Origin of the sequence: Amycolatopsis bartoniae, from assembly GCF_014191255.1 — a bacterium.
Lineage (GTDB): Bacteria > Actinomycetota > Actinomycetes > Mycobacteriales > Pseudonocardiaceae > Amycolatopsis_E > Amycolatopsis_E bartoniae.
This window is the reverse complement of record NZ_JACHWH010000013.1, coordinates 32,912-58,377: the sequence shown is the minus strand read 5'-3', so window position 1 is coordinate 58,377 and position 25,466 is coordinate 32,912. Positions and strand designations below refer to the sequence as shown.

At 69.8% G+C, this 25,466-nt stretch carries 22 protein-coding genes and 1 pseudogene; 11 read left to right on the top strand and 12 right to left on the bottom strand.

The window, feature by feature from the left end; all coding sequences use genetic code 11:
* The first annotated feature begins 34 nt into the window (after positions 1 to 34).
* The 6 genes from FHX82_RS33580 to FHX82_RS33555 all read left to right on the top strand — a co-directional run bounded on the left by FHX82_RS33580 (position 35) and on the right by FHX82_RS33555 (position 6,300).
* Complete coding sequence (locus tag FHX82_RS33580) at positions 35 to 859, top strand: crotonase/enoyl-CoA hydratase family protein (RefSeq protein ID WP_145936405.1); 825 nt, start codon at positions 35 to 37, stop codon at positions 857 to 859.
* Positions 860 to 869: 10 nt separating this feature from the next.
* A complete protein-coding gene (locus FHX82_RS33575; protein ID WP_145936406.1) occupies positions 870 to 2,033 on the top strand; it encodes a thiolase family protein in 1,164 nt (387 codons plus the stop codon).
* A gap of 10 nt (positions 2,034 to 2,043) precedes the next feature.
* Complete coding sequence (locus FHX82_RS33570; RefSeq protein WP_145936407.1) at positions 2,044 to 2,442, top strand: Zn-ribbon domain-containing OB-fold protein; 399 nt, start codon at positions 2,044 to 2,046, stop codon at positions 2,440 to 2,442.
* Entirely contained in the window at positions 2,439 to 3,662 is a 1,224-nt protein-coding gene (locus FHX82_RS33565; protein ID WP_145936408.1) for an acyl-CoA dehydrogenase family protein, read from the top strand. Before FHX82_RS33570 ends, FHX82_RS33565 begins: the two co-directional genes overlap by 4 nt.
* A gap of 10 nt (positions 3,663 to 3,672) precedes the next feature.
* Complete coding sequence (locus tag FHX82_RS33560; RefSeq protein WP_145936409.1) at positions 3,673 to 4,788, top strand: acyl-CoA dehydrogenase family protein; 1,116 nt, start codon at positions 3,673 to 3,675, stop codon at positions 4,786 to 4,788.
* A gap of 702 nt (positions 4,789 to 5,490) precedes the next feature.
* A complete protein-coding gene (locus FHX82_RS33555; RefSeq protein WP_183176995.1) occupies positions 5,491 to 6,300 on the top strand; it encodes an SDR family NAD(P)-dependent oxidoreductase in 810 nt (269 codons plus the stop codon).
* Positions 6,301 to 6,616: 316 nt separating this feature from the next.
* On the opposite strand, the gene FHX82_RS33550 is transcribed toward FHX82_RS33555, so the two are convergent.
* The 4 genes and pseudogenes from FHX82_RS33550 to FHX82_RS33535 form a co-directional block, all read right to left on the bottom strand.
* The gene (locus FHX82_RS33550; RefSeq protein ID WP_145936411.1) at positions 6,617 to 7,018 is read right to left on the bottom strand and encodes a beta/alpha barrel domain-containing protein; all 402 of its coding nucleotides are present in this window, start codon (positions 7,016 to 7,018) and stop codon (positions 6,617 to 6,619) included.
* Positions 7,015 to 7,604: pseudogene (locus tag FHX82_RS33545) on the bottom strand (SDR family NAD(P)-dependent oxidoreductase). The gene FHX82_RS33550 and the pseudogene FHX82_RS33545 overlap by 4 nt, the downstream one beginning before the upstream one ends.
* Before the next feature lie 218 nt (positions 7,605 to 7,822).
* Positions 7,823 to 8,443, bottom strand: a complete 621-nt coding sequence (locus FHX82_RS33540) for a zinc-binding dehydrogenase (RefSeq protein WP_183176993.1) — start codon at positions 8,441 to 8,443, stop codon at positions 7,823 to 7,825.
* Entirely contained in the window at positions 8,374 to 8,841 is a 468-nt protein-coding gene (locus tag FHX82_RS33535) for an alcohol dehydrogenase catalytic domain-containing protein (protein WP_183176992.1), read from the bottom strand. Before FHX82_RS33535 ends, FHX82_RS33540 begins: the two co-directional genes overlap by 70 nt.
* Before the next feature lie 138 nt (positions 8,842 to 8,979).
* Here FHX82_RS33535 and FHX82_RS33530 point away from each other — a divergent pair, with 138 nt between their 5' ends.
* The 3 genes from FHX82_RS33530 (at position 8,980) to FHX82_RS33520 (ending at position 12,624) form a co-directional block, all read left to right on the top strand.
* A complete protein-coding gene (locus FHX82_RS33530) occupies positions 8,980 to 10,095 on the top strand; it encodes a helix-turn-helix domain-containing protein (RefSeq protein ID WP_145936414.1) in 1,116 nt (371 codons plus the stop codon).
* A gap of 76 nt (positions 10,096 to 10,171) precedes the next feature.
* Positions 10,172 to 10,999, top strand: coding sequence for an alpha/beta hydrolase (locus tag FHX82_RS33525; protein WP_145936415.1), 828 nt, complete (start codon positions 10,172 to 10,174; stop codon positions 10,997 to 10,999).
* Positions 10,996 to 12,624, top strand: a complete 1,629-nt coding sequence (locus FHX82_RS33520; protein WP_145936416.1) for a flavin-containing monooxygenase — start codon at positions 10,996 to 10,998, stop codon at positions 12,622 to 12,624. Before FHX82_RS33525 ends, FHX82_RS33520 begins: the two co-directional genes overlap by 4 nt.
* A 41-nt stretch (positions 12,625 to 12,665) precedes the next feature.
* Here the strand turns inward: FHX82_RS33520 and FHX82_RS33515 are convergent, their stop codons facing one another.
* The 5 genes from FHX82_RS33515 to FHX82_RS33495 form a co-directional block, all read right to left on the bottom strand.
* Positions 12,666 to 13,358 carry an ABC transporter ATP-binding protein gene (locus tag FHX82_RS33515; RefSeq protein ID WP_145936417.1) on the bottom strand — a complete coding sequence of 231 codons (693 nt, stop codon included), beginning with the start codon at positions 13,356 to 13,358 and terminating at the stop codon, positions 12,666 to 12,668.
* Entirely contained in the window at positions 13,355 to 16,060 is a 2,706-nt protein-coding gene (locus FHX82_RS33510; RefSeq protein ID WP_145936418.1) for an ABC transporter permease subunit, read from the bottom strand. The genes FHX82_RS33515 and FHX82_RS33510 overlap by 4 nt, the downstream gene beginning before the upstream one ends.
* 10 nt (positions 16,061 to 16,070) lie before the next feature.
* A complete protein-coding gene (locus FHX82_RS33505; RefSeq protein ID WP_145936419.1) occupies positions 16,071 to 17,180 on the bottom strand; it encodes an NDMA-dependent alcohol dehydrogenase in 1,110 nt (369 codons plus the stop codon).
* Between the two features lie 32 nt (positions 17,181 to 17,212).
* Positions 17,213 to 18,766 carry an AMP-binding protein gene (locus FHX82_RS33500; RefSeq protein ID WP_145936420.1) on the bottom strand — a complete coding sequence of 518 codons (1,554 nt, stop codon included), beginning with the start codon at positions 18,764 to 18,766 and terminating at the stop codon, positions 17,213 to 17,215.
* A gap of 78 nt (positions 18,767 to 18,844) precedes the next feature.
* A complete protein-coding gene (locus FHX82_RS33495; RefSeq protein ID WP_145936421.1) occupies positions 18,845 to 19,651 on the bottom strand; it encodes an SDR family oxidoreductase in 807 nt (268 codons plus the stop codon).
* A 99-nt stretch (positions 19,652 to 19,750) separates the two neighbouring features.
* Here FHX82_RS33495 and FHX82_RS33490 point away from each other — a divergent pair, with 99 nt between their 5' ends.
* Complete coding sequence (locus tag FHX82_RS33490; protein ID WP_145936422.1) at positions 19,751 to 20,938, top strand: acyl-CoA dehydrogenase family protein; 1,188 nt, start codon at positions 19,751 to 19,753, stop codon at positions 20,936 to 20,938.
* Positions 20,935 to 22,041, top strand: a complete 1,107-nt coding sequence (locus FHX82_RS33485; RefSeq protein ID WP_145936423.1) for an acyl-CoA dehydrogenase family protein — start codon at positions 20,935 to 20,937, stop codon at positions 22,039 to 22,041. Before FHX82_RS33490 ends, FHX82_RS33485 begins: the two co-directional genes overlap by 4 nt.
* A gap of 45 nt (positions 22,042 to 22,086) precedes the next feature.
* On the opposite strand, the gene FHX82_RS33480 is transcribed toward FHX82_RS33485, so the two are convergent.
* The 3 genes from FHX82_RS33480 to FHX82_RS33470 all read right to left on the bottom strand — a co-directional run bounded on the left by FHX82_RS33480 (position 22,087) and on the right by FHX82_RS33470 (position 25,452).
* Entirely contained in the window at positions 22,087 to 22,881 is a 795-nt protein-coding gene (locus FHX82_RS33480; protein WP_183176991.1) for a FadR/GntR family transcriptional regulator, read from the bottom strand.
* 103 nt (positions 22,882 to 22,984) lie between these two features.
* On the bottom strand, positions 22,985 to 24,223 hold the full coding sequence (locus tag FHX82_RS33475) for a CaiB/BaiF CoA transferase family protein (RefSeq protein ID WP_145936425.1): 1,239 nt from the start codon (positions 24,221 to 24,223) through the stop codon (positions 22,985 to 22,987).
* Positions 24,220 to 25,452, bottom strand: a complete 1,233-nt coding sequence (locus tag FHX82_RS33470; protein ID WP_145936426.1) for a cytochrome P450 — start codon at positions 25,450 to 25,452, stop codon at positions 24,220 to 24,222. The genes FHX82_RS33475 and FHX82_RS33470 overlap by 4 nt, the downstream gene beginning before the upstream one ends.
* Positions 25,453 to 25,466 lie beyond the last annotated feature (14 nt).

The following is a 25,466-nucleotide window of genomic DNA, read 5'->3' as shown; positions in this document are numbered from 1 at the left end:
CAGAGCGCGTGAAGCACAACGAAGTGAGGAAGCCATGACCGATCCCGTGACGGCGACCGCCGTGCCGACCGCCGGCGGCGACGCCGTCCGGGTCGAGCTGCACGGGCACGTCCTGCTCGTGACGATCAACCGCCCGGACGCCCGCAACGCCGTCAACACGCAGGTCGCCCTCGGGATCGGCGAAGCACTGGACTACGCGGAAGACCAGACCGACGTGTGGGTCGTGATCGTCACCGGCGCTGGCGAGAAGTCTTTCTGCGCGGGGCAGGACCTCAAGGAAGCCGCGGCCGGCATCCACCTCGACGATCCTCGCGTCGAACGATGGGGCTTCGCCGGGTTCGTGCGGCACGCGATCTCCAAGCCGGTCATCGCCGCCGTCAACGGTTTCGCCCTCGGCGGTGGCACGGAGATCGTGCTGGCCAGCGACCTCGCGGTCGCCGTGGACACCGCGTCCTTCGGCCTTCCCGAGGTGAAGCGCGGCATCTACGCCGGCGCCGGCGGGGCGTTCCGCCTGGGCCGGCAGATCCCGGCCAAGGTCGCGATGGAAGCGATCCTGACCGGTGAGCCGATCTCCGCGCGACGAGCCTTGGAGCTGGGCTTGGTCAACCGGGTGGTGCCGGCCGGGCAGCTGCTGGACGCGGCCTTCGAGCTGGCCGGCCGGATCATGGCCAACGCCCCGGTGGCGGTGCAGGCGAGCAAGCGCATCGCCCGCGGCATCACCGACGGCGCCGTCGTGGCCGAGCAGCCGGACTGGGAGCGCTCGCAAGCCGAAGGCAAGAACGTCATCACCAGCGCCGACGCCCAGGAGGGCATGCGGGCCTTCGCCGAAAAACGCGCGCCGCGGTGGCAGGGAAAGTAGAGGGACCACCATGTCGTTCAGGGAGCCGGCGATCGCCGGTCTGGGCATCACCGCCCAAGGCAAGGTCTACGGCCGGACCGCGCCACAGTTCGCCGCCGAGGCGGTCCGCCTCGCCGTCCACGACGCGGGGCTGGAGCTGACCGACGTCGACGGGCTGCTCATGTCCGGTGGCGTCACCGATTCGATGGGGATCCACCTGCAAGGTGACCTCGGCCTCACCGATCTCAAGCTGCTGACCTACATGCAGGGCTACGGTTCGACGGCCGCGCAGATGATCCAGTACGCGTCGATGGCCGTACAGTCCGGCATGGCCGACACCATCGCCGTCGTGTGGGCCGACGACCCGCTCAAGGACAAGACCCGGGTGTCGGAGTCCTACGCGGCCAGGTCGGTGCCCACGGGCTGGCGCGGGATCACGGCCGCGAACGGGATCTCCTCGGCCAACACCATGTACGCGCTGGCGGCCCGCCGCCACATGAAGAAGTACGGCACGACGCAGGACCACTTCGGGCACATCGCGGTGGCGCAGCGGGAGTGGGCGCAGCTCAACCCGATCGCGCAGTTCTACGGAACCCCGCTGACGCTGGAGGAGTACCACGCCAGCCGCTACATCGCGGAACCGTTCCACCTGTACGACTGCTGCCTCGTCAGCAACGGCGGGGTCGCCGTCATCGTCACCTCGCTCGACCGCGCTCGCGCACTGCGGCAGCCTCCGGTGCGGGTACTGGGCTGGGCGCAGGCACACCCGGGGAACGCCGGGCTCCGCAACGACGACTTCGGCCTCGTCAGCGGAGCCGCCTCGGCCGGCCCGCGGGCACTCAAGATGGCCGGAGTCACGCTCGACGAGATCGACGTCGTCGAGGTCTACGACTGCTACACCTTCACCGCCCTGCTCACGTTGGAGGACTACGGCTTCGTGCCCAAGGGCGAAGGCGGCCCGGCGCTGTCCGAACCGGGGATGCTCGGCCCCGGCGGCAAGCTGAAGGTCAACACCGGCGGCGGCGAGCTGAGCGCCTTCTACATGTGGGGCATGACGCCAGTGCACGAAGGCGTCGTCCAAGCCCGCGGCCAAGGTGGTGACCGCCAGGTCGAGCGGCACGATCGCGTGCTCGTCTCGGGCAATGGCGGGGTTCTCGACTACCACTCGACGCTGATCCTCGGCACCGACGACTGAGGGGGAGACCATGCTCGGAATTCCGGTGCGCCGCGACGCGGCGACCGCGGCTTTCCTCGACGGGACCGCGCGGGAACAGTTCCTGCTCGTGCGCGACACACAGACGGGCGCGCTACTCGCGCCGCAGTTCGACGCCACCATCGATCCCGATCGCTACCAGCACGTGCCCGCCGCCGGTACCGGCACCGTCGTCAGCTGGTCGGTCGTGCACCGGCGCCAGGCCGACGGCACCACCAGCCGGCACCCCGTCGGCATCGTCGAGCTCGACGAAGGCCCGTGGTGGTGGACGGCCCTCGACGGCGTCGACCCGGACGCCGACCTCCTCGGACTGCGCGTCCAGGTCGCATTCGCCGAAGCCGGCGACGAAACCATTCCGTACTTCACCGCGATCGAGAGGACCACGCTATGACCACCGAACAGGAGCGGACAGCCGGCGGGCTCGCCGAAGAGGTGCGTGCCTGGCTGGCCGACAACTGGCACGGCACCGATGACGCCGACTGGCGGCGCCGTGTGGTCGAAGCCGGCTGGGCCGCCCCGAGCTGGCCGCGGGACGCGTTCGGGCGCGGGCTGTCCCGCGCGGACGCGAAGACGGTGGCCGCGGAGTTCGCCGCCGTCGGGGCACCGGGGGCGGCGGTCGAGACCCGCGGCTTCACCGCGCTCGCCGGCAACACGATCGTCGAATTCGGCTCGGCCGAGCTCAAACGCGACATTCTGCCGAAATTGCTGTCCGGCGAGCTGACCCGCGGATGCCTGCTCTACAGCGAGCCGGGCAACGGCTCGGATCTGGCCGGGTTGCAGACCCGCGCCGAGCGTGACGGCGACGAGTTCGTCGTCAACGGGCAGAAGATCTGGACCACCGGCGGCCACGAGGCCCAGTTCGCGCTGCTGCTCGCCCGGACGAACTGGGACGTGCCCAAGCACGCCGGGATCAGCTTCTTCATCATCCCGATGGACCTCCCCGGCATCGAGGTACGCCCCATCAAGCAGATGACCGGCGAATCGGACTTCAACGAGGTCTTCCTCACCGACGTCCGCATCCCCGCCGGCACCCTCATCGGCAAACTGGACGACGGCTGGCGCGTCCTGCAGACCGCGCTGAAGGAAGAACGCCGCACGATGGGCTTCGACCTCGGCGCTCGCGGGCGCGCGGAAGACGGCCGGGCGCCGATCTTCACCGCGTCCGAGGACCTGATCGAAGCGGCCCGCGCCGCCGGGAAGCTCGGCGACGAAGCGGTCCGGCAGGACATCATGCGCATCCACTCGTGGCGGCTGGTGAACGACTGGAACGCGGTCCGGGCGAAGAAGGAGATCGAAGCCGGCGGCGGATCCTCGCTGGCTTCGCTGGGCAAGCTGGCGAAGTCGCGCATCCTGCACGAATCGTGGGCGCTGAAGTTCCGGCTCATCGGCGCGCGCGGAATGCTGTACGACCCCGCCGACAAGGCCGCCTACGAGGTCGACCACCAGATGATGTGGTCGTTCATCAACTCCATCGGCGGCGGCACCGACCAGATCCAGCGCAACATCATCAGCGAGCGCATCCTCGGCCTGCCCAAGGGGTACGAACCCGACCGGGGCGTGCCGTTCCGCGACGTGCGCAAGGGCGGCACCGCCCGCCCGGACGGAAAATAGGAGGACCACCGTGTTCGGATCGTTCACCGAAGACCAGCAGCAACTGCGTGAGCTCGTCCGGGACTACTTGCGCGACAAGTCGCCCGAATCCGAAGTGCGTCGCCTGATGGCCACCGACGAGGGCTACGACCCGGCCGTGTGGACACAGATGGCCCGCGAGGTCGGCTTGCAGGGCCTGGCGATCCCCGAGCAGTACGGCGGCCAAGGGGCCGGCTGGACAGAGCTCGGCATCGTGCTCGAGGAGATGGGCCGGGCCCTGCTGTGCGCGCCGTTCTTCTCCACCGTCGTGCTCGCGGCGACCACCCTGCTCGAGTCAGGCGACGAGGAAGCGAAGCAGCAGTACCTGCCCGCGATCGCCGACGGCAGCCTGATCGCCACCGTCGCACTGACCGAAGAGGACGGACGCTGGGACGAAAGTGGCATCACGGTGCCGGCCACCCACACCCCCGACGGCTGGACACTCAGCGGCGCCAAGCACTTCGTGCTCGACGGCCTCACCGCCAACCTCATCATCGTGCCCGCCCGCACCGCCAGCGGCATCTCGTTGTTCGCCGTCGACCCGGCGGCCGCCGGGGTGAGCAGGCGGCCGTCGATCACGCTCGACGAAACGCGAAAGCTCGCCGTCGTCGAGTTCGACACCACGCCCGCGCGGCTGATCGGAGCCGAGGGCGGTGGCGGCCCCGTGCTCCGGCGAGTGCTGGACTTCGCCGCGGTCGCACTGGCGGCCGAGCAGACCGGCGGTGCGCAAGCCGCGCTGGACATGTCAGTCGAGTACCTGAAGACCCGGGTCCAGTTCGGACAGGTGATCGGCGCGTTCCAGGCGCTCAAGCACATGGCCGCCGACGTCCTGATCGAGGTCGAATCGGCCAGGTCGGCAGCGTACTACGCGCTCGACGCCGCGGCGCAGGACAACGACGAACTGCCCGTCGCCGCGTCGCTGGCCAAGGCGTACTGCAGCGAAGCGTTCGTCACCGCCGCCCACCAGAACATCCAGTTCCACGGCGGCATGGGCTTCACCTGGGAGGTGCCGGCGCACCTGTACTACAAGCGCGCCCGCTCGTCCGAGGTCTTCCTCGGCGACGCCTTCGCCCACCGCGAAGCGCTGGCTCAGCGCATCGGCGTCTGACGGCTTCGACGAACGAAACCACATCATCCGATCGTGGAGGTCTGCTCGTGTCCACAAAGTACTGCTGACCCGGCGGCTGGGGCACGGATCACGTCGCACAACGGATTGGCACACAGCGCGATCATGAAGATCGACAGGAAGGCGATCGTCGCCACCAGCGAACGTACGGGCCCGCCAGGCAGGGGCCGAGATCGAGATCAGCTGATACCGATCACGCCTTCAGACCAAGTCTCCCGTGGATCTCGCAGGAGCATCGGCATGATCAACCAACGGTAGCATCGCGCACCGCCGGCTCGCCGAGTGGACCAAGGCTGGGGGCCATGACCGGGCCCAGCCCGGTCGCTCGCGGTAAGACCGGCTCGAAGGTCCACGTGTTCCGACCGATGGCGTGGCTGGGCCCGCACTGCGAACGGTGTTTCGGCGTTCTCGACCAGTACTGCCCCGGTCCCGGCGGGATCGAGGCTGCGGGTCACAAGGTAAAGGCATTTCGTTGCTGCTTGCTCTGTCGAATGACTGCGAGGTCCGGATCGCGCCGACGTATTGTTGGGAAGTGAAACAGAAAGAGTTCCGGATCAAATCGCGAACACCGATCACGCTATCCTCATTATGAGCAACGGAAGAGAGCTGCAGCCGCGCGCCCCACGGCGATCGCGGCGCCTTGCCGCAACGAACTCCGGTTCCGCGAAGCAGAGGAGAACAACGATGTATGCCGATTCAGACTTCAAGGTCGCGGTGATAACCGGTGCCGGCAGTGGTATCGGCCGCAGTCTTGCCAAGCGGTTCGCCACGGCGGGCATGCATGTCGTGATCGCGGACATCCAGGAGAAGGGTCTTCGCGAGACCCAGGACCTGATCGGGGCGGATCGTTGCACGATCAAGGTGACCAATGTGGCTGACGAAGACGCCGTCGTCTCGCTCGCCGACTTTGTCTGGTCGGAGTTCGGTCAGGTCGATGTCGTGTGCAACAACGCAGGAACTCTCGGCCCGATGGGCGATCCGCTCTGGGAGATTCCCCTCGCGGAGTGGACGCGAGTCCTGTCGGTCAATTTCCTCGGCGTTGTGCACGGGATTCGCGCATTCGTACCCCGTTTGCTCGCCGCAGGCCGCAGGGCGCACATCGTGAACACCGCGTCGATGGGAGGCTTCACAGTCAGCCCTGTCGTTCCGCAGTACAACGCGAGCAAGCATGCCGTTGTGGCGCTGACGGAGGCCTTGCGGCTGCAGCTCGCCGCTCGGCAGTCCTCCATCAGTGTGACAATGGTCTGTCCGGGCCCGGTCGAGACGAACATCGTGGCCAGCCAGCAGGCCCAGACAGGCGCCGACGGCGATCAGGCGGACTGGGGCGCTCGGGCGATCGGGACTCCCACGACGCACCTCTCTCCTGACGTGGTCGCAGAAAAGGTCTTTCACGCGATCCAGAACAACAGCTTCTACGTGTTCACCAACCCTGGCTCGCGACAGCGAATCGAGGAGCGGGTTTCGCACATCATGGAGTCGTTCGAGCCTTGTTAGGGTGATCGGAAGGAACGAGGTCGCGCAGGGCCGTTCCGTTGCTCTCGGAGATCATCCGGCGCCGACGACGGCGACCACATCGGACAGACGGTGGGCGGTCACGAACGGCGTCGCCAGCCGCTCCCGCCACTCGTCCTCGGCGTACGAGGACCCGAGCGCCTCATCACGGGCGCGGGCTGAGCGTCGAGGATGCCGTGGAAGTGGCCGGGCTGGTGGCCTCCCAGGAGGCCTACATCAGCGTCAGCGGTGGCAGTTACTCGGGTCTCGCGGACGGGTTCAACGGTGCGTACGTCAGTCCCCGGTACCGCCAGCCCGCCTACAACGCCGAGGCGGCGGCCGCGGTCCGTGCGGTCGTCGATGTTCCCGCCGTCCTCACGGACTCATCGCCCACCAGCTCGCGCGCCGCGGCGAGGATCTCGCGCAGGAACCGGGCACGGTTCTCGACGCTGCCTCCCCCTTGTCCGTGGGCGAAGGCGACGATGAGCCCCTCGATCTGCTCGTCGGTGAGCTGGTGCGGAACGTGCCCGTCGTAGGGGTCGGGAACGTTCGACGGCCCGAGCGGAGGCGCCATCACCGGCCAGTGCTGTGATCCGCCGCCGTGCGCGAGCCGGGCGAAGCAGCGTGCCCCCTCGGCCTGGACGACCTGGGCCCGCTCCCGGAGTGCGGGGATGACAAGGTCGTCGTGGAACGGCTCGAACAGGCGGCGAAAGTGCGTCACGCGGTCGCCTCCTCCGTCGTGCGCAGGCCCCGCATCACCAGCTCCTCGTACTTCTCGTCGGACAGCGTGCGCCGCTGATCGATCATCGCGGACGCTTCGGCGGAGGTGGCCCACCGGAACGGTGGGGTATCGGCGTCGACGGCGTCCGCTATCACGGCCGCGACCTCGGTCACCGGCTGGGCGGTCGCGTCCCCGGTGGAGCGCCCCGCTCGCCGTACGAGGTCCTCGTAGGGCTTCCCGACGGGGACGGAACCCGCGAGCCGGTGTTTGCCGGACTCGGTGTCGACCCGGCCCGGTTCCACGACGACCACGTCCACACCGAACAGGCGCACCTCGTAGCGGAGTGCTTCCAGTACCGCCTCGAGCGCGTGCTTGATCGCGGCATAGATCCCGGTCGTCGGTCCCACCCGTCGCCCCGCGACCGAGGAGACCGCGAGGATGCGCCCGCTCCCCCGCTCCCGTATGGCGGGCAGGAACGCCTGGCTCATCGTCAGTGCGCCAGGACATTGACCTCGAAGGCGCGCCGGACGGAATCGGCGTCGGCCGGCTCGACCGGGCGCAGCAGGCCGATACCGGCGTTGCTCACCAGCACATCGACGGGCCCGACGGCTTCGCGAACCCGGGCGAGGTCGGCCGCGACGGTCCCACGATGACTTCGTGTCCCCGGCCGATGAACTCCACCGCCGCGGCCGTCCCATCCCGGATCCGCAGCCGGTCAGCAGAATCCGCTTGCTCACCACCGAATTCGCCGTTTCACGCACCACGACGTTTACAGTATCCTATTTTTGTGGGACGCCAGCCCGGTCAGGGAACCAGTACAGCGCGGCCGAGCACCTTCCCCTCGTGGACCCGGCGCACCACGTCGGCCACTTCCGCGAGCGGGAACGTGGTGACCTTCGCCGTGACCTCGCCCTTGCGCGCGAGTTCGAGCACGGCTTCCAGGTTCGGTTTCCCGCCCGCGAGCGGCACCACCACCTCGACCTGCTGCGGTAGCACGCCGCCCAGTTTGACCGGCACCACGCCATCTCCCAGTCCGACCATGACGATCTTGCCGCCGGCCGCGACGACTCCGCACGCCAGCTCCACCGTCTGGGACAGACCGACGAAGTCGAACACCACGTCCGCTCCCATCCCGTCGCACAGCTCGGCGATCCGCTCACGGGCGCCCGGACCCGACTGCACCGTCTCCCCTGCGCCGAGCTCGCGAGCGTAGCCGAGCCGGTCCGGGTCCGTGTCCACCGCGATGACACGCGCCCGGGTGATGGCGCGAAGAACCTGCAGCGCGACGTGCCCGATGCCGCCGATACCCACGACCACGCAGACCGACCCCTCACCCAGCCGGTCCTTGGCCACGCTTACGGCGTTGTGACTCGTCTTTCCCGCGTCGGTGAGCGGGGCCGCGACCACCGGGTCGAGATCGCCCAACGGCACGAGGTTGCGGCGGGTGCCACGACGTACTCCGCCATGCCCCCGTCCACAGCGCCGCCCAGCGGAGCCGCGAATCCCGTCCGGCACAAGTTCGCGTAGCCGCGCGCACAATTGCCGCACTTCCCGCACGACAGCAACGAGTACAGCGCAACCGGCTGCCCCGGCTCGAATCCGGACACCCCGTCTCCCAGCGTCTCGACCCAGCCGGTCGTCTCGTGACCGAGGGTGTGCGGCAGCGGATACCCGTAACGTCCCGCGTTCTCCAGGCTGTGCACGTCCGAACCGCACACCCCGGTGGCGGCGACCTTGACCAGCACCTCACCGGCCTTCGGTGACGGAACCGGCACGTCCACCAGCCGGCCGTCGTGGTCGCCATACAGGCGGTACGCCTTCATCGCCGGACTCCCTTCTCGTAAGGATCTCTTACAGGATCCTATTACTCTCGGTGGTCGCCTGGCGGTTCCGACCCGGACCCCATCGGTCCGGCACGGCGCGCACGGCGTGCACGCGGAGACTTTCGCTAGGATCTTCCGATGGCCGATCGCGACGCCGCGCCGTCCTACCCCGATCGGGTCATCCGGTTCTTCGACGACCTGCTGACCTCCCACGCCGATGTGGGAACGATCGTGCGCGAGACCGCCCGCTGGACCGGCCGCACCATCGGAGTGCGGCCGGCGGACGCCGGGGCCACCGTGACGGTGGCCACCGGGGACCGGCTGAGTACGACCTGGCCCCAAGAAACCGCGCTCGTCCTCGACCGGCACAACGTGCTCGTCGCGATCGGACGTGACCTCACCGACGAGGACCACGCGATCCTCGACCGGCTCGCGCTCACCGTACGGCTGCGACTCGACGCCGAACGCCCGTTCGGCCCCCGCCTCACCAGCTCCACCGCGGTTGCCTTGCTCGTCGACCCGGACGTGCGCCCGATGGTGCGCGACGCCGCGCTCCGCCATCTCGCCCTCGGTCCCTCCACGCGTGTCCGGGTGGTCGTCGCCGCAGGGCCGAAAGAAGCGTTGCGCGCCTTCACCGAGGGACTCGAAGCCCAGGGCGCGCGCACGACCTGCTGGGAAAAGCCACGCACGCTTCTGCTGCTGTGCCAGGGGCTCGACGACATCGACCGTATCGACGTACCGCGTGGCGTCCAGGCGGGCATCAGCGGCGTCCACCCCACCGCCGACGCCCCGCGTGCCTGCCGGGAGGCTGAAGCCGCGTTCCGGTTCAGCCAGCCCAGCACCCACGACAGTGGCCCTTACCGCGCGGAGGAGGGCGCGGTGGTGCGGACGGAGATGGTGCACGGCTACGAGGTGCTCGCCGAAGCGCTGACTCCGGACCACCTGGCCCGGATCTCCGATCTCCATGCGCTGGACGCGGTCCTGCAGTCCGGCGGCCTCCCGATGCTGGAGACGCTCGACGTCGTCGTGTCCGCCGGCTCGATCCGGCAAGCGGCCCGTACTCTGCGCGCCCATCACAACTCGGTCGCGCACCGGGTGGCGCAGGCCGAACGGGGACTCGGGTTCAGCCTCTCGGACAGCTACGGCCGCACCCGCCTGTTCATGGCCCTCACCCTGCGGCGGCTGCGGGAGACCCACCAGCTGCTCCCGCCGCACAGTCCATTTGGCTACCGGAACGCGCCATTTGACCAGTGACCTCGCTCCCGGGCACACCGCAACCTTTGGGTAACCGCGACGACGAGGTCCGCGGTCGACCGGAAGGAACCCAGTCATGGCCCTGGATCACGCGACAACCGTGTTCCTGCAGCAGATGGCGGAGGCGGGCGGAAAACCGCTCCACGAGATGGAACCGCCCGGAGCACGACAACGGGGCGAAAGGCTCACCGAACTCATCGGCCCCGGTCCACAGATGCACACCGTGGCGGACGAGTACCTGGAGGGCGACGGCGGCAAGTTCCGGATCAGGATCCTCAAGCCCGGAGCAACCGCGAAGGGGGTCATCGTGTACTTCCATGACGGCGGCTGGGTCACCGGGAACATCGACGGGTTCGACACGCTCGGCCGGCAGCTGGCGGCCCGCACCGGGTGCACGGTGGTGTTGGTGGACTACCGCAAGGCGCCCGAGAATCCTTACCCCACCGCGGTCGAGGACGCGTGGCTTGCCACCGCGTGGGCCGACCAGAACCGTGAAAAGCTCGCGGGGGCGGAAGTTCCGCTGATCCTCGCGGGCGACAGCGCGGGCGGCAACCTCGCCGCCGTCCTGGCTCAGCGCGCGAAGGCCCGGTCCGGGCCGCGGATCGCGCTGCAGCTGCTCGCCTACCCGGTGACCGACGCGAACTTCGACACCGCGTCGTACCTCGCGCCGGAGAACCAGACGATGCTCACCCGGGAAACCATGATCTGGTTATGGGACCACTACATCCCGGTCGAGCGGCGCGGCGAGACCGACGCCAGCCCGCTGGTGGCGGCAGGGGTTCCGGTGCGCAGCAAGCTTTTCGAGGGGCAGATGCACGGGTTCTTTTCGGTGGTCAACATCCTGCCCGGCGCGAAGGACGGAATGGACTTCGCTGTCGACGGGATCGCGGAGGTGACTGAATGAGCAACACTTACGACGCCGTCGTCATCGGCGCGGGGTTCGCGGGTCTGTACGCGCTCAAGAAGCTACGGGACGACCTCGGGCTGTCCGTCGTGGTGTACGAGACCGGGGACGACGTCGGCGGCACCTGGTACTGGAACCGCTACCCCGGCGCGCGCTGCGACGCCGAGAGCATCTACTACTCCTACTCGTTCGACCCCGAGCTCGACCAGTCGTGGACGTGGAGCGAACGGTTCGCGACACAGCCGGAAATCCTCGCCTACGCCCAGTACGTCGCGCAGCGCCACGACCTGCGCCGCGACATCCGGTTCCGCACCCGGGTCGTTTCCGCGACGTGGCAGGAGGCCGGCTCCCGCTGGGAGGTCGGGCTCGACGACGGTGAAACCGTCTCCGCCCGCTGGGTCGTCAGCGCCGTCGGCTGCCTCTCAGCGGCACAGGTGCCGGAGTTCCCCGGCCTGGAGGAGTTCGCCGGCGAGGTCTACCACACCGGCCACTGGCCGCACGAAGGCGTGGACTTCACCGGCAAGCGGGTCGCCGTCATCGGCACCGGCTCGTCCGGCATCCAGGCCATCCCCGAGATCGCCAAACAGGCAGCGCACCTCACGGTGTTCCAGCGGACGCCGAACTTCTCGCTCCCCGCCCGCAACCGGCCCCTCAGCGAGGAGGAGATCGCCGATGTCAAGGCGCGGTACCCCGAGATCCGGGCGCAGCAGCGGCAGACCGCCGGTGGCTCGCTGCAGGCCCCGCCCGCCGGCAAGGCCGCCGACCTCACCACCGAACAGCAGCGGCGCGCGCTCGAGGAACGCTGGGCGAAGGGCGGTCCCGGGTACATGGGGACCTTCGCGGACTGCCTCACCGACCGGACGGCCAACGACATCGCCGCCGAGTTCGTCCGGGAACGCATCCACGAAATCGTCGAGGACCCCGAAGTGGCGGCGCTGCTCGAACCGACCGACTATCCCATCGGCACCAAACGGATCTGCGTCGACACCGACTACTATGCCACGTTCAACAGGGACAACGTGACGCTGGTGAGCGTGAAGGACCGGCCGATCGAGCGGATCACCCGCGACGGCGTGACCGTGGGCGGGGACCACACGGTGGTGGACGTGATCGTCTTCGCCACCGGCTACGACGCCATGACCGGCCCGCTCAACCGGATCGACATCCGGGGCAAGGACGGACTGAAACTGCGTGACAAGTGGCGGGACGGGCCGCGCACGTACCTCGGCATCGCGAGTGCGGGCTTTCCGAACCTGTTCATCGTCACCGGTCCGGGCAGCCCCTCGGTACTGTCCAACATGGTGTGTGCGATCGAGCAGCACGTCGAGTGGATCGCGGGGTACGTGGCGAAGCTGCGCGCGGACGGGATCGCCGCGACCGAGCCCGACCGGGCTGCCGAGGACCAGTGGGTCGGGCACGTCAACGAGGTCGCGCACAGCACGCTCTACCCGCAGGCCGCCTCGTGGTACATGGGCGCCAACATCCCGGGCAAGCCGAGAATCTTCATGCCCTACGTCGGCGGCCTCAACGTCTACGGCCAGGTCTGCGCGGACGTCGCCGCGAACGGTTACCGCGGGTTCGTCCACACGCGACAGCACGAGCGCGAAGAGCAACTGACGAGCTGACGTGACGGTGCCCGGCCGGAAGTGACACCGGCCGGGCACGGTCAGGCGGCGGCGCCGGACAGGTAGCTGTCCTCGATCTCCGAGAGCCTTCCCCGCATCTCGTCCGCCGTGCCCTGCAGGATCACGCGGCCGCGGCGCAGGACGTAGATCCGGTCGGCGATCGTCATGGCCTGCCGGACGTGCTGCTCCACCAGCAGCGCACCGAGACCGTCGTCGGCCGCCTTGCGGACGACCTCGAGCAGACGCTGCACGATCAGCGGCGCCAGGCCGAAGGACAACTCGTCGGCCAGCAGCACCCGTGGGCCCGCCGCCAGCGCACGGCCCAGCGCCAGCATCTGCTGCTCACCGCCGGACAGGAGCCCGGCCTTGCGGCGCAGGAACTTCTCGAGCTCCGGCATCAGCTCCAGTGCCGGCCCGAGACCACCGCGGCCGAGCTTCAGGTTGTCCTCGACCGACATCGAGCCGAAGATCATCCGTTCCTCGGTGACGAACCCGACCTGCTTGCGGCACCGCCGGTGCGCCGGGCCGCGCACCGGTTCGCCCTCGATCAGGATTTCGCCGCCCAGCGACGGCAGGCCGCCCGCCAGGGTGTGCATGGTCGTGGTCTTGCCCGCGCCGTTGGCGCCCAGCAGAAGTACCACCTCGCCGGGCTCCACCCGGAGGTCCAGCTCGTGTACCACGGCGGTCCCGTGGTACCCGGCCGACAGGCTTCTGGCCTCGAGCAGCGCGCTCATCGGTCCTCCATTTCGACGTCGACGCCGACGGGCCGGCCGAGGTAGGCCTCGATGAGGGTGGCGTCGCGTCGCACCTCTTCGGGCGTGCCGGAGACGATCTCGGTGCCGAACACGATCGCGGTGACCGTGTCGCAGCTGGCCATCACCAGGTCCACGTCGTGCTCGATCAGCAGCACGCCCATGCCGCGCTCGTCGGCGAGATAGCGCAGCAGGTGCTCGAGCTCCGCGCTCTCGTGCTGGCTCAGCCCCGCGGCGGGCTCGTCGAGCAGGATCACCGACGGTTCCGCCGCGATGGCCCGTGCGATGGCGGCCAGCCGGCGGCGGCCGTAGGACAGCTCGGTCGGTTTGCGGTGCAGATCCTCGGACAGCCCGAACATCCGCACCGCCGCCGCGGCCGCCGGGCTCAGCTTCGGCGTGCCCGGCCAGAAGAGATCCTTGACGTAGGACGACCAGGACCGGCTTTCGCTGACCACCAGCAGGTTCTCGAACAACGTCATGTCCTCGAACAGCTCCAGCTGCTGGAAGGACCGCGCCAGCCCGGCCTCCGCGCGGCGCCGCGGCGGCTGCCGGGTCAGGTCGTCTTCGCCGAGCAGGACCCGCCCCGCGGACGGCTGGACGAACCCGGTGATCGCGTCGATGGCCGTGGTCTTGCCGGCGCCGTTCGGCCCGATCAGCCCGACGACCTGCCCGGGTGCGACTTCCATGGAAAGTCCGTTGAGGACGGTCGTGCTGCCGAACGTCACCGAAAGCTCCTCCGTGCGAAGGGTTTTCGGCTGTACTCGCGGGACGGACGGGTCTTCGTCGGGCAGCACGACCGGGCGCGTGCGGCGCCGGCGCAGCCAGGAGCCGGCCGCGTCGAGCCAGCGGCCCCAACGACGGGCCTCCAGGTGGACGACGCCGTTCTGCTGCGTCAGCAGCGTCAGGATGAGCAGCGCCCCGCCGATGATCGGCAGATAGTCCTGCACCGCCGGGGAGAACAGGTTCCCGATGTTGGTGCCGAACCCGCCCGGCTGCAGGATCCCGCCGACGAGCGGGCCGGCCACGTAGCCGACACCACCGAAGACGGCGTAGCCGAGCACGTCGACCGAGTGGAAGGCCTGGATGTTGTAGTAGACGATCGACGAGTCGCGGAACGCCAGCAGGATTCCGCCCAGGGAGGCGATCATCGCGCCGACCGAGAAGGCATAGAGCTTCGCCGCCGTGGTGTTGACGCCCGCCGCCGCGGCCGCGCGTTCGTTGGCGCGTACCGCGAGCAGCCGTCGTCCGGCCTTGCCTCGCCGGAGGTTCGCGACCGCGAGCCCGCACACCGCGAAGGCCACCACGCAGAACGTGGCGTAGTTGCGCGGGTTGAAGATCGTGTCGAGCTTGATCCCGAACAGCGAGATGAACCCGACCTGCGTGCCGACGTCCCCACCGGTGAGCGGCGCCGAGTTGAACAGCAGCGCCTCAACGGCGACCCCGAACGCGAGCGTGATCACCGCCAGGTTGGCGCCACGCGTTCTCAGCGCCGGGAGGCCGACGATGATCCCGACGGGAAGCGCCGCGAGCACTCCGAGCACCAGCGCCGGGCCGAACCCGAGTCCCATGGCCGCCACCAGGCGTCCCGCGACCCAGGCGCCGATACCGCCGAGCACGACCTGGGCCAGCGACACCTGCCCGCCGTATCCGGTCACCACCACGACGGACAGGATCATCACGCCGGTCGCGACCGTGGTGATGGCGCCGTCGACCCAGCCGACCGGCAGCACCTGCAGCACCACGATCGCGAGCACGGCCAGCACGATCACCGTGACCGGCCTGATCCGCCCGGTGCCGACCGCCGGCAGCCGCAGCTCGACGTGCCCGCGCCCGGGGATCCGGCTGCCGCGCAACAGCAGCACGACGAGCACGAGCACGAACGGGACGGCCGAACCCCAGTCGACGGCGTTGGCGTAACGGCCCAGCACCGCCTGCACCGCGCCGATCAGCAGCCCCGCGCCCACCGTGATCGGGAAGGACCGCAGCCGGCCCACGACCGCGGCGGCGAGCGCGGGCACAAGCAGCAGCGTGAGCTGATTCGTCTGCAGGCCGGTGATGGGCGCGAGCAGGATCGCGGCCGTGCCGGCGAGCATCGAGCCGACGGCCCAGTTGGCCCCGGCGATCGCGTTGGGCGAGTACCCGAGGTACGCGGCGCTGGTGCGGTCCTCGGCCACCGCGGAGGTCGCCCGCCCGAACGGTGTCCTCGCGTAGAGCCACGCGAGCAGGACGGCGACGACCACCACGACGAGCAGGATCAGCAGGCGGTCCGCGCCCACGCTGATGCCGCCCAACGTCACCGGGTCACGCGGCAACGAGGAGGTCACCGCGATGGTCTGCTGCTTGTACCGCAACGCGAGCGCGCCCTGGATCACCGCGAGCACGCCGAGCGTGCCGAGGATCTGCACCAGCGGTGAGCTGTTCTGCAGGGGCCGCATGATGCCGAACTGCACGAGCACACCCAGAACCGCGCAGAGCAGGATCGCGGGCACGAACGCGGCGAAGAACGGCAGGTGCCGCACGTCGTGGAGCTCGTAGAAACCATAGGCACCCGCGACCCCGATGGCGGCGTGCGCGAAATTGATCACCTGGGAACCCCGGTACACGATCACCATGCCCAGCGCGGAGAGCGCGTACAGGGCACCGGTGCACAGGCCGAGGATCACGAACTGCAGGAGAGTGGTCACGACCTGCCCCTCAGCCGAACACGACCACGCCACGCACGTTGTTGCCCGCGTGCATGTCCGCGTAACCCTCGTTGATCTGGTCGAGCCGGTAGGTGTTCGTGACCATCCCGGCCAGCTCGAACCGGCCCGCGCGGTGCAGCCGCCACAGCTCCTCGAAGTCGGCGAGCGGGTTGGTGAACCCGGCCAGGTTGCCGATCAGCGATTTGCCGGACATCGCGAACGGGGTGAGGGAGAAGGAGGAGGTGGTCTCCGCGACGGGCGTGACCGAGGTCATGACGATCTTGCCGCCCTTCGAGATCAGGCCGGCCATCTCGTCGAGCCACTCGCCGTGCATCACGCCCACGGTCACGATGGCCACGTCGGCCATCCGGCCCCACGTCAGCTCCCGCAGCGTCTCGGCCGCCTCGGCGAGGCCCGCCGAGGTGTGGGTGGCGCCGAACCGCACGGCCTCGGCGCGTTTGAACATGACCGGGTCGACGGCCAGCACGGACGACGCGCCCGCGACCACCGCGCCCTGCACCGCCGCCATGCCGACACCGCCGGCACCGATGACCACCACCGTGTCGCCGGGCCGGACGCCGCCCGCGCGGACCGCGGCGCCGTACCCGGTGCTCACCCCGCAGCCGACGAGCGCCGCCGGTTCGTAGGCGATGTCGTCGGGCAACGGGAACACCTGCGCCTCGCTGACGGTGGTGTACTCGCTGAACACCCCGAGCTGGGTGAAGGCGCCGATCCCCTGGCCGTTCTTGCTGAACGGGTACCGGTCGCCCCTGGACGTCGCGGACATCGTGCGCGCGCTCAGGTCGCACAGCCAGCTGCGGCCCTGCGAGCAGAACCGGCAGCGACCGCAAGCGGGCATCGGGAAGGTGAGCACCCGGTCACCCGGCTTGTACCGGTCGACCCCAGGGCCGACCTCGACGACCTCTCCGGTGCCTTCGTGCCCGCCGACGACGGGCATCGGCGCGGCCATGTCACCGGTGACGTTGTGGTCGTCGCTGTGGCACAGGCCCGCCGCGTGCACCTGGAGGGTGAGCTCACCCGGCCCCGGCGGGGCGACGTCGACCTCCTCGACGGACCACTTGTCACCGATCTTCCACAATACGGCAGCATTCGTCTTCATTGGCGTGCTCCTGCTCGTGGGACAAAGGGTTTCTACTGGCGCACCGCGACGTGGCCCGCGCTCCCGGAGTGCTCACCGGGATAGCCGCCCCCGCCGCCGAGCTCATCGGCCGCGGCGCGGTCGACCTGCCCGCCGGGCCCGCGCGGGATCGCGTCGACGATCTGGAGCAGGCGGGGCTTCTTGAACGAGGCGATGCGTTCCCGCGCGAAACCGGCCAGCTCCTCCAGCGTCGGCGTGGCCCCGTCCACGGGGACGACGAGCGCCTTCACGACCTGGCCCCAGTGCGTGTCCGGGACACCGATGACGCAAACCTCTTTCACCGCGGGGTGTCCGGCCAGGCAGCGTTCGACGTCCGCGGGGTGGATGTTCTCCGACGCCGACTTGATCAGCCGTCCCATCGGGGCGACGAAGCGGATCGAGCCGTCGATCTCGCGCAGGCCGAGGTCGCCGCTGTGCAGCCAGCCGTTACGAAACCGCTTCTCGTCGAGGTCCGGGCGGCCCAGGAAGCCGACGGTGACGGTCGGGCCGCGGAAGACCAGCTCCCCCACCTGACCGGGCTCACATTCGCGGCCCTCGGGATCGAGGATGCGCACCTGCACCGTCGGGAGTGGACGGCCGAACGGCGAGCCGGGCGCGCGGCCGAGCCCGGCGAACGTACCCAGGCCCGCGATCTCGGACTGGCCGTAGGAACCGCTGCGCCCCGTGGTGGGGTTGAGACTCGGCGTGACACTGTGCCATTGCCCGGGTTCGAGGCCCGGCCACAGGCTGCTGAGGTCGAACTGCCTCTCCGCCACGATTTCACGCATGGCCGCGACGGTCGGCGGGGTGAGAAAAGCACGGTCGCAGCGTTCCTGCTCGATCAGCTCGCACAACGCGAGCGGCTCCACGCGCCGGAGGAACACGTTGGTCCCGCCGTGGTGGAAGGTCGCGAGGGTCGAGACGAGGGTGCCCATGTGGAACATCGGGCCGGAGTTGAGGAACACCGTGGCGTCCGAGATCTCGTTGGCGCGCCCGACCGCGAGCGACTCCACGAAGATCCCGAGGTGGCTCAGCAGCGCGGCGGTGAGCCCGTTGTCCTTCGTCGCGGTGTAGATACCGAGGACGGGCTCGTCGTGGCGCACTGGCTCTTCGTCGTCGGTGTCGGTCCCGGAGGCGACGAACTCGTCGTACTCCGCGGCGTCCGCCTGGATCCACGTCGCGCCTTCCGCGGCGGAGGCACGGACCTTCCCGACCGTCTCGCCGATCTCCTCGTCCTGCCAGAACACCATCCGCGGGTCCGCGTCGGCCAGCGCACCGGCGAGCGACGCCGGATGCTCCCGCCAGTTGAGCGGAACGACGACCGCGCCCGCCTTCGACGCCGCCACGATCAGTTCGAGGAGCTTGAAGGAGTTCTGCCCGAACCACACGACCCGTGAGCCCCGCTCCACGCCGCGGGCCCGCAGCGCCGAGGCGACGCGGTTGGCCCGCGTATCCAGCTCGCGATAGCTCAGCCGGACGTCACCGTCGACGACCGCCGGGAGTTCCGGCCTGCTGCGCCGGTGTTCCCGTGCGACGTCACCCAGCGACAAGATCTGCGAAGCAACCATGGTCCGCCATTCCCCACTCACCCAGCGGATGCGTTCGCACCCGGGATTGCACTATTAGGATCCTACTTGCGGCGGGTGTCAAGACCCGCCGCGAAGCTTCCCCCACACCCGCTCGCGATAGGCGTCGTCGTCGCACTCCGCGCGCTGCCGCAGCAGCGCGGCCGCCTCCGCGCCGACGGGATGCCTGCTGAACGGCCGTTTTTCCGTCTCCAGCACGTCGGCCACGACGGCGGCCACCTCTTCGGGCGTACTGGCCGAGTTCCGCCGTGAATTCGCGAGCACGCCCGCCCACTGGGCCACGATGGTCCGGTACGGCTCGACGTCCAGCGTGTACCGGCCGCGGCTCGCCCCGAACGCGCTGGAAACCGCGCCGGGCTCCACCAGGATCACCCGCGCCCCGGTCGGCTCCAACTCGAACGACAGCGACTCGGACATCAGCTCGAGCGCGGCCTTCGACCCGCCGTACGTGCCCGTCAGCGGACGGGTGGCACGCCCGGCGGGCGAGCTGATGTTGACGATCGTGGCACCACCGCGCTCGCGGAACCCCGGCAGCAGTGCCTTGGTCACCCGCAGCGCACCGAACAGGTTGGTGGCGAACACGCGCTCGATCTCGGTGAGCGGGATCGCCTCCAAGGGACCGTGCACACCGACCCCGGCGTTGTTGATCAGCACGTCGACAGGTGCGGTGCGGTTGACGAGATCCGCGACCTGCTCGTCACTCGTGACGTCCAGCCGATGCCGCTCCGCGACCGCGAGATCGGCCAGCACCGCCGGATTCCGGGCCGTGGCCACGACCTCGTACCCGCGCCTCGTCAGCTCGATCGCCGCGGCCCGGCCGATCCCCGTGGCACACCCCGTGATCAGGACCCTGGTCTTGGCGGACATCGCACTCCGTTCCCGCGGGACACTGATTAGGATACTATACAGTCGGTGCCGGGAACGGCCAGCACGAACGGAGGCCAGCGTGGGTCGAGGAAGCGGGACATGAGCGAGAGCGTGGCCGCCTACCGTGAACGGGTGCGTTCCTGGCTGGCGGAGCACACCCCGTCCGGCTGGGCGGAGAAGCTCCCGTACGCCGACGAGTCGCAGGTGCTGGCCTTCTACCGCGACTGGGCGAGGAAACTGCACTCGGGCGGCCTGCTCGTGCCGCACTGGCCTGCCCGCTTCGGCGGCGAAGGCGCGGGGGTCGCCGAGCAGTTGATCATCCAGCAGGAGCTGAGCCGCGCCGGCGCGCCCCGCCCGCGGTATCTCGCGATCTCCCTGGGGCACGCGGCGGCGACGCTGATGCAGCACGGGACGCCGGAGCAGCAACGACTGCTGGCCGGTATCCTCGAAGGAGACGTGTGGTGCCAAGGGTTTTCCGAGCCCGAGGCGGGTTCCGACCTCGCCTCGCTGCGTACGAAGGCCCGGCGTGAAGGCGACTACTACGTCGTCAACGGCCAGAAGATCTGGTCCAGCATGGGTTTGCACGCACGCTGGTGCCTGCTGCTCGCCCGCACGGATCCGGACGCGCCCAAGCACAAGGGCATCTCGCTGTTCATCATGGACATGCGCAGCCCCGGCATCACCGTCCGGCCGATCCGGCAGGCCACCGGTGCGCACGAGTTCGCCGAGGTCTTCCTCAACGACGTCCGGATCCCCGCCAGCATGCTCGTCGGCGAGGAGAACAACGGCTGGCGCATCGCGCAGACCACGCTCACCACCGAGCGCTACGCGCAGATGATCGAAGTGCACGCCGGCCTCACCGAGCTGCTCGCCCAGCTCGTCCGCGAGTCGAAGACGACACCGGCCCCCGACGGGCGGCCGCTGGCCGAGGACTCCGCCTTCCGGCAGCGGCTGGCCGAGCTCGCCGGCGCGATCGAGGCCTTCGGCGCGCTCAACGACCGCGTGCTCGGTGCCGTGGCCGAGGGACGCGACCCCGGCGCGCGCGGGTCCATCCTCAAGCTCTTCTTCAGTCAGCTGCTGCAGCAGCTCACCGCGTTCGGCGTCCGCAGCCAAGGCCTGTCCGCGCAGCTCGACCCGCGGCGCAAGAACGACCTGTCGTACACCTCCGGTGACTGGATGCTCGACCACATCAGGTCGTGGACCTGGACCATCTCGGCCGGGACCAGCGAAATCCAGCGGAACATCATCGGCGAGCGCGTGCTCGGCCTGCCGAAGGAGCCACGGTGACCACACCTACCGACCAGGACCTCGCGGATCTGCGCGCCAGCGTGCGGAGCGTCCTCGAACGACGTGGCGGCATCGAGTCCGTCCGCCGCGTCACCGAGAACGGGCCCGGCGCCGACCTCGAACTGTGGCACACGCTGGCCACCGACGTCGGGGTGGCGGCGCTCGTGGTACCCGAGGAGCACGGCGGGCTCGACGCCGGGCCGGCCGCGGTCCGGGCGGTCGGCGAGGAGCTCGGGGCCGCGCTCGCGGCGGTGCCCTTCCTGTCGAGCGCGGTGCTCGCGGCCTCGGCCTTCGCCGCGCACGCCGGTCATCCGCTGTCCACGCGCTGGTTGCCGCAGCTCGCCGCAGGCCGGATCGGCACGGTGGCGCTGACCGGTGAGGACGGCCGCGCGGGCGCACCCGGTGTCCGGGCCGCGCGGTCCAGTCAAGGTTTCGAACTGTCGGGATCGGCCGGTTACGTGCTCGACACGGAGTTCGCCGACGTGGTCGTCGTCGCCGCGGACGGGCCGGACGGCCCGCTGCTGGTGGTGGCCGGCCCCGGCTCGCTGCGGCGCGAAGCCACGCTCGTCCACGACCGCACGCGCCGCCTGAGCAGGATCGGCCTGGACGGCGTGACCGTCGGCGCGGACGCGATCCTGGCCGAGGGGGCCGAAGCGGCGGCGACCATCGAGGAGCTGTACCGGCGTGCGGGGGCCGCATTGGCCGCCGATGCCGCGGGCGGTGCGCGGATGATCCACGAAACGGCTGTCGAGTACGCGAAGCAGCGTGTCCAGTTCGGCCGTCCGATCGGCTCCTTCCAGGCGGTCAAGCACAAGCTGGCCGACATGTTCGTGCTCGTCGAGGCGATGTCGGCGGCAGCGGAGCACGCCGCGACGGCCGTCGGCGAGCAGGATCCGCGCACCGCCGCGCTCACCACCGCGTACACACTGGAGGGCTACCTCAGCGTCGCCGGGGACGCGATCCAGGTGCACGGCGGCATCGGGTACACGTGGGAGCACGTGTGCCATCTGGTGTTCAAGCGCGCACAGCTGGACGAGGCACTGCTCGGCAGCGCGGCCTGGCACCGCGAGCTGTCCGCGGCGGAGATGCTGGCCGCGGGCTGAAAACCTTCGTACAGCAGAGAACCCGCGGTGCTCGGATCTCTGCGGCTACTTCGCCTTCGCGCGCGGCGCCCGTTTCGGTCCGGCCACCGCGGCCTTCTTCTTCGCATGGGCTTTTTCGCCGGCGTCGATGAACTTCGCGATGGCCCTCAGGTGGGCGAGCATCCGGTGCCGGGCCACCGCGACGTCTCCGGAAATGATCGCGTCCACGATGCGCTCGTGCGCGTGCACCACGGTACGGCCTCGCTGCTGCTGCTGGTTCAGGTTCTCCGGCCGGTCGGACACCGACAGCTGGGTGAGGACGTCGATGAACAGCCGCATGGCCGGGTTGCCGGTCAGCTCCGCGATGGTGCGGTGGATGTCATGGCTGCCCAAGGGCTTGTCGCTGCGCTGGTGTTCGGCCTCGCTCGCCAGCGACGCCCGCAGCTTCGCGATGCCGTCCTCGTCGATGCGCTCGGCCGCCAGCTCGACGCACTTCAGTTCGAGCGCGACACGCGCCTCGAACACGTCCTGCGGCGTCGCGTCGTTGTAGCGAAGGTTGAGCGCCGCGCTACGCACGACCGACACTCCGTCGGGCGCCGTCACCGTGAGACCGCCGAGCGGGCCGCGCCGCATCTCCGCGATCGAGTGGTGCTCCAGCAGGCTCACGGCCTGGCGGAAGACGACCCGGCTGACTCCGAACTCGGCCAGCAGCTCCGGTTCGGAGCCGATCCACTGGCCCACCGGCCAGCCCATGTCGGCGATCTTGTGCTCGATCGCCGCCGCGACGCGTTCGGCGAGCTTCTTGGAGTCGTCGGGACCCGATTCTCGGGTGGTCACGGTCGCGGCGTTTCGGCTTGGCATCCGGCGATTGTAATTCACGTTCCGCGCCGGCCGCCGGTTCGCCGGCTCATCGCCGCCGGGAACCGGACTCCTTTGTTCCATCGGGCAAACCTCCGCTCGCAGATCAGGATCCCGAACCCTCGTCGGCGCCCTGGGCGTCGGCGATGATGTACCCGTCGGCCGGCTCGGCGCGCATCGCGAAAACGCTTTGCCGGGCCTCGTCGTAGCCGAGCTCCGCGAGCACTTCCCGGGTGTGCTCGCCCAGCGCCGGTGCGGGCGAAGGCGGCTCGCACGCCTGCCCGTCGATCAGCGCGGGCTGGCGCACCCCGGTGTAGTCGCGGCCGTCCGGGCCGGGAAACGTCTGCAGAACGCCGCGGGAGCGGACCTGCGGGTCGGCGGCGACCTCCGCCACCCCGTCGTTCACCGGGGCCAGCGGCAGCCGGTGCTCGATGGCGAGCTTCATCCACTCCGCGCTGCCGCGCGCGCCGATGATCCGCTGGATCTCCGCGCGCAGCTCGTACCCGCTGGTGCGCTCCAGCAGGTCCGGGCGGTCGGCCAACAGGCAGAACCGCTCCCAGAACTTGCGCTCCTCCGGGCAGAACATGAGATAACGCCCGTCGGCCGCCAGGTACACCTGGTACCGCGCGCCGTGCTCGCCGGCATCCGGACGCAGCCACCACTGCCGTTCCTCGGGCAGGTTCAGCCGCGACACGACGGAGGTCCACGCGCTCGCGAACGCCGCGTCCGCGGCGGACACGTCGATGACGCACCCGCGCCCCGTCCGCGCGCGATGCGCCAGCGCGGCGCAGATGTGGAACGCCGCGAACACCGCCGACATCGAGGTGGCCTCGCCGGCCACCGACAGGCTCCCGCTGCGCACGGCCGGCGGACGCGCCATCCGGGCCAGCCCGTCGGGGCCGGTCTCGGTGGGTATCGTCCCCGCGACCGCGTCCATCATCTGCCCGTGCGCGGGGACCGGCGCGTACGGGCCGGTGCCGCCGAACCCCGTGACCTGGCAGTACACCAGGTCTTCGCGGTGGGCGCGCAGCTGTTCGTAGGTGATGCCGAGGCTCGCCAGCGACGGGCCGAGCACATTGGTGACGAAGACGTCCGCCGTGCTCACCAGCCGGCCGAGCGCCTCGCGGCCCGCCTCGCTCTTGAGGTCGAGCACTACGCTGCGCTTGCCCTTGTTCACCTGCGCGTGCAGATGTCCGGTGTGCCCGAACCGCAGGTAGTCCCCGGGCGCCGGGCTCTCCACCTTGATCACGTCCGCGCCGAGGTCGGCGAGGTGCATGGAGGCGGTGGAACCGTTGAGCAGCACCGCGACCTCGACGACGCGGACGCCCGCGAGCAGCTGGGTCACCGAGCCGCGTCCACGGAGCTGCTCACCGGGGTGTAGACCATCGGCAGCCGCTGCGGGATCGTCTTGCTCTGCCCGCTGACGTACTCGATCCCCGCGTCACCGATGCGGTAGTCGGTGATCACCTTGTGCACCTCCTCCAGCGCGACCTTCAGCTCCAGCGTCGCGAGCGGCGCGCCGACACACCGGTGCGGGCCCGCACCGAACGTCAGATGGTGCGAAGCCTTGCGCGAGAAGTCGACCGTGTTCGGGTCCTCGAACTGCTCCGGGTCGCGGTTCGCGCCGCCGGTGGGCAGGAGCACCACGTCACCCTTGCGCATGGGCACGCCGGCGAACTCGGTGTCGCGGGAGACCTGGCGGGTGATGTGGTGGAAACCGTGGTAGCGCAACAGTTCGTCGGCCGCCCGCGGCGCGATCGACGGGTCGTCGAGGAGCTGCTGCCGGTGCTCCGGGTGCTGAGCGAGGAACGCGAACGAGTAGGCGATAGCCGAGCCCGTGGAGTCGGTGCCCGCGAAGAACATCAGCGTCGAGATGTTGAACACCTCCTCGTCGGTCAGTGGCCGGTCGTGGACCTGCTGCCCGAGCAGGAAGCTGATCATGTCGTCGCCGGGCTCCTCCTTGCGGCGGGCCAGCAGGTCGCGCATGAAGTCTTCGATCTTCTTGTTGGCGCGGGCGCGGTGCGCCTTCGCCGCCTCCATGCCCTCCTCGCGCCCGACCTTCGCGGGCGCGTAGATCAGGTCGAAGGCCATGTCGGCGAAGACCGAAAACTCGTCGAGCGGGAGCCCGAGCAGGCCGCAGAACATGGCCGCGGGCAACGTCATGGCGAAATCCTCGACGAACTCGCATTCACCCTTCGGGCCGATCTTCGCGAGCTGGCGGCGCGCGGTCTCGCGTACGACTTCTTCGAGCGCGCGCACCCGGCGCGGCGACAGCAGCGGGACCAGCGCCTTGCGGTACGCGTGGTGCTCCGGCGGGTTCAGGTTCAGCGGGATGTACGTGCGGCTGAACGGGTTCTCCGGCATCCCCCGGCCCCACTGCGGAAAGAGCTCGGGGTCCTGGAAGGCGGCACGTGCGTCCTCGAACCGGGTGACGACCCAGAAACCACCGTGCGCCGTGCTCCAGAAGGCGGGCCCGGCGTCGCGCATCCTGTCGGCGGCGGCGGGCGGGAAGTCCATGATCTCCGGCCCCGACACGTGGTCGTAGTCGCGGACGAGCTCCGCGGGCAGGTTCACGGGACACCCTGAAT

What these genes read in the sequence shown, in the direction of transcription:
- FHX82_RS33580 (WP_145936405.1), top strand. Translation starts at nt 35, where the DNA reads ATGACCGATCCCGTGACGGCGACCGCCGTGCCGACCGCCGGCGGCGAC.
- FHX82_RS33575 (WP_145936406.1), top strand. Translation starts at nt 870, where the DNA reads ATGTCGTTCAGGGAGCCGGCGATCGCCGGTCTGGGCATCACCGCCCAA.
- FHX82_RS33570 (WP_145936407.1), top strand. Translation starts at nt 2,044, where the DNA reads ATGCTCGGAATTCCGGTGCGCCGCGACGCGGCGACCGCGGCTTTCCTC.
- FHX82_RS33565 (WP_145936408.1), top strand. Translation starts at nt 2,439, where the DNA reads ATGACCACCGAACAGGAGCGGACAGCCGGCGGGCTCGCCGAAGAGGTG.
- FHX82_RS33555 (WP_183176995.1), top strand. Translation starts at nt 5,491, where the DNA reads ATGTATGCCGATTCAGACTTCAAGGTCGCGGTGATAACCGGTGCCGGC.
- FHX82_RS33535 (WP_183176992.1), bottom strand. Translation starts at nt 8,841, where the DNA reads ATGAAGGCGTACCGCCTGTATGGCGACCACGACGGCCGGCTGGTGGAC.
- FHX82_RS33530 (WP_145936414.1), top strand. Translation starts at nt 8,980, where the DNA reads ATGGCCGATCGCGACGCCGCGCCGTCCTACCCCGATCGGGTCATCCGG.
- FHX82_RS33525 (WP_145936415.1), top strand. Translation starts at nt 10,172, where the DNA reads ATGGCCCTGGATCACGCGACAACCGTGTTCCTGCAGCAGATGGCGGAG.
- FHX82_RS33520 (WP_145936416.1), top strand. Translation starts at nt 10,996, where the DNA reads ATGAGCAACACTTACGACGCCGTCGTCATCGGCGCGGGGTTCGCGGGT.
- FHX82_RS33515 (WP_145936417.1), bottom strand. Translation starts at nt 13,358, where the DNA reads ATGAGCGCGCTGCTCGAGGCCAGAAGCCTGTCGGCCGGGTACCACGGG.
- FHX82_RS33505 (WP_145936419.1), bottom strand. Translation starts at nt 17,180, where the DNA reads ATGAAGACGAATGCTGCCGTATTGTGGAAGATCGGTGACAAGTGGTCC.
- FHX82_RS33500 (WP_145936420.1), bottom strand. Translation starts at nt 18,766, where the DNA reads ATGGTTGCTTCGCAGATCTTGTCGCTGGGTGACGTCGCACGGGAACAC.
- FHX82_RS33495 (WP_145936421.1), bottom strand. Translation starts at nt 19,651, where the DNA reads ATGTCCGCCAAGACCAGGGTCCTGATCACGGGGTGTGCCACGGGGATC.
- FHX82_RS33490 (WP_145936422.1), top strand. Translation starts at nt 19,751, where the DNA reads ATGAGCGAGAGCGTGGCCGCCTACCGTGAACGGGTGCGTTCCTGGCTG.
- FHX82_RS33480 (WP_183176991.1), bottom strand. Translation starts at nt 22,881, where the DNA reads ATGCCAAGCCGAAACGCCGCGACCGTGACCACCCGAGAATCGGGTCCC.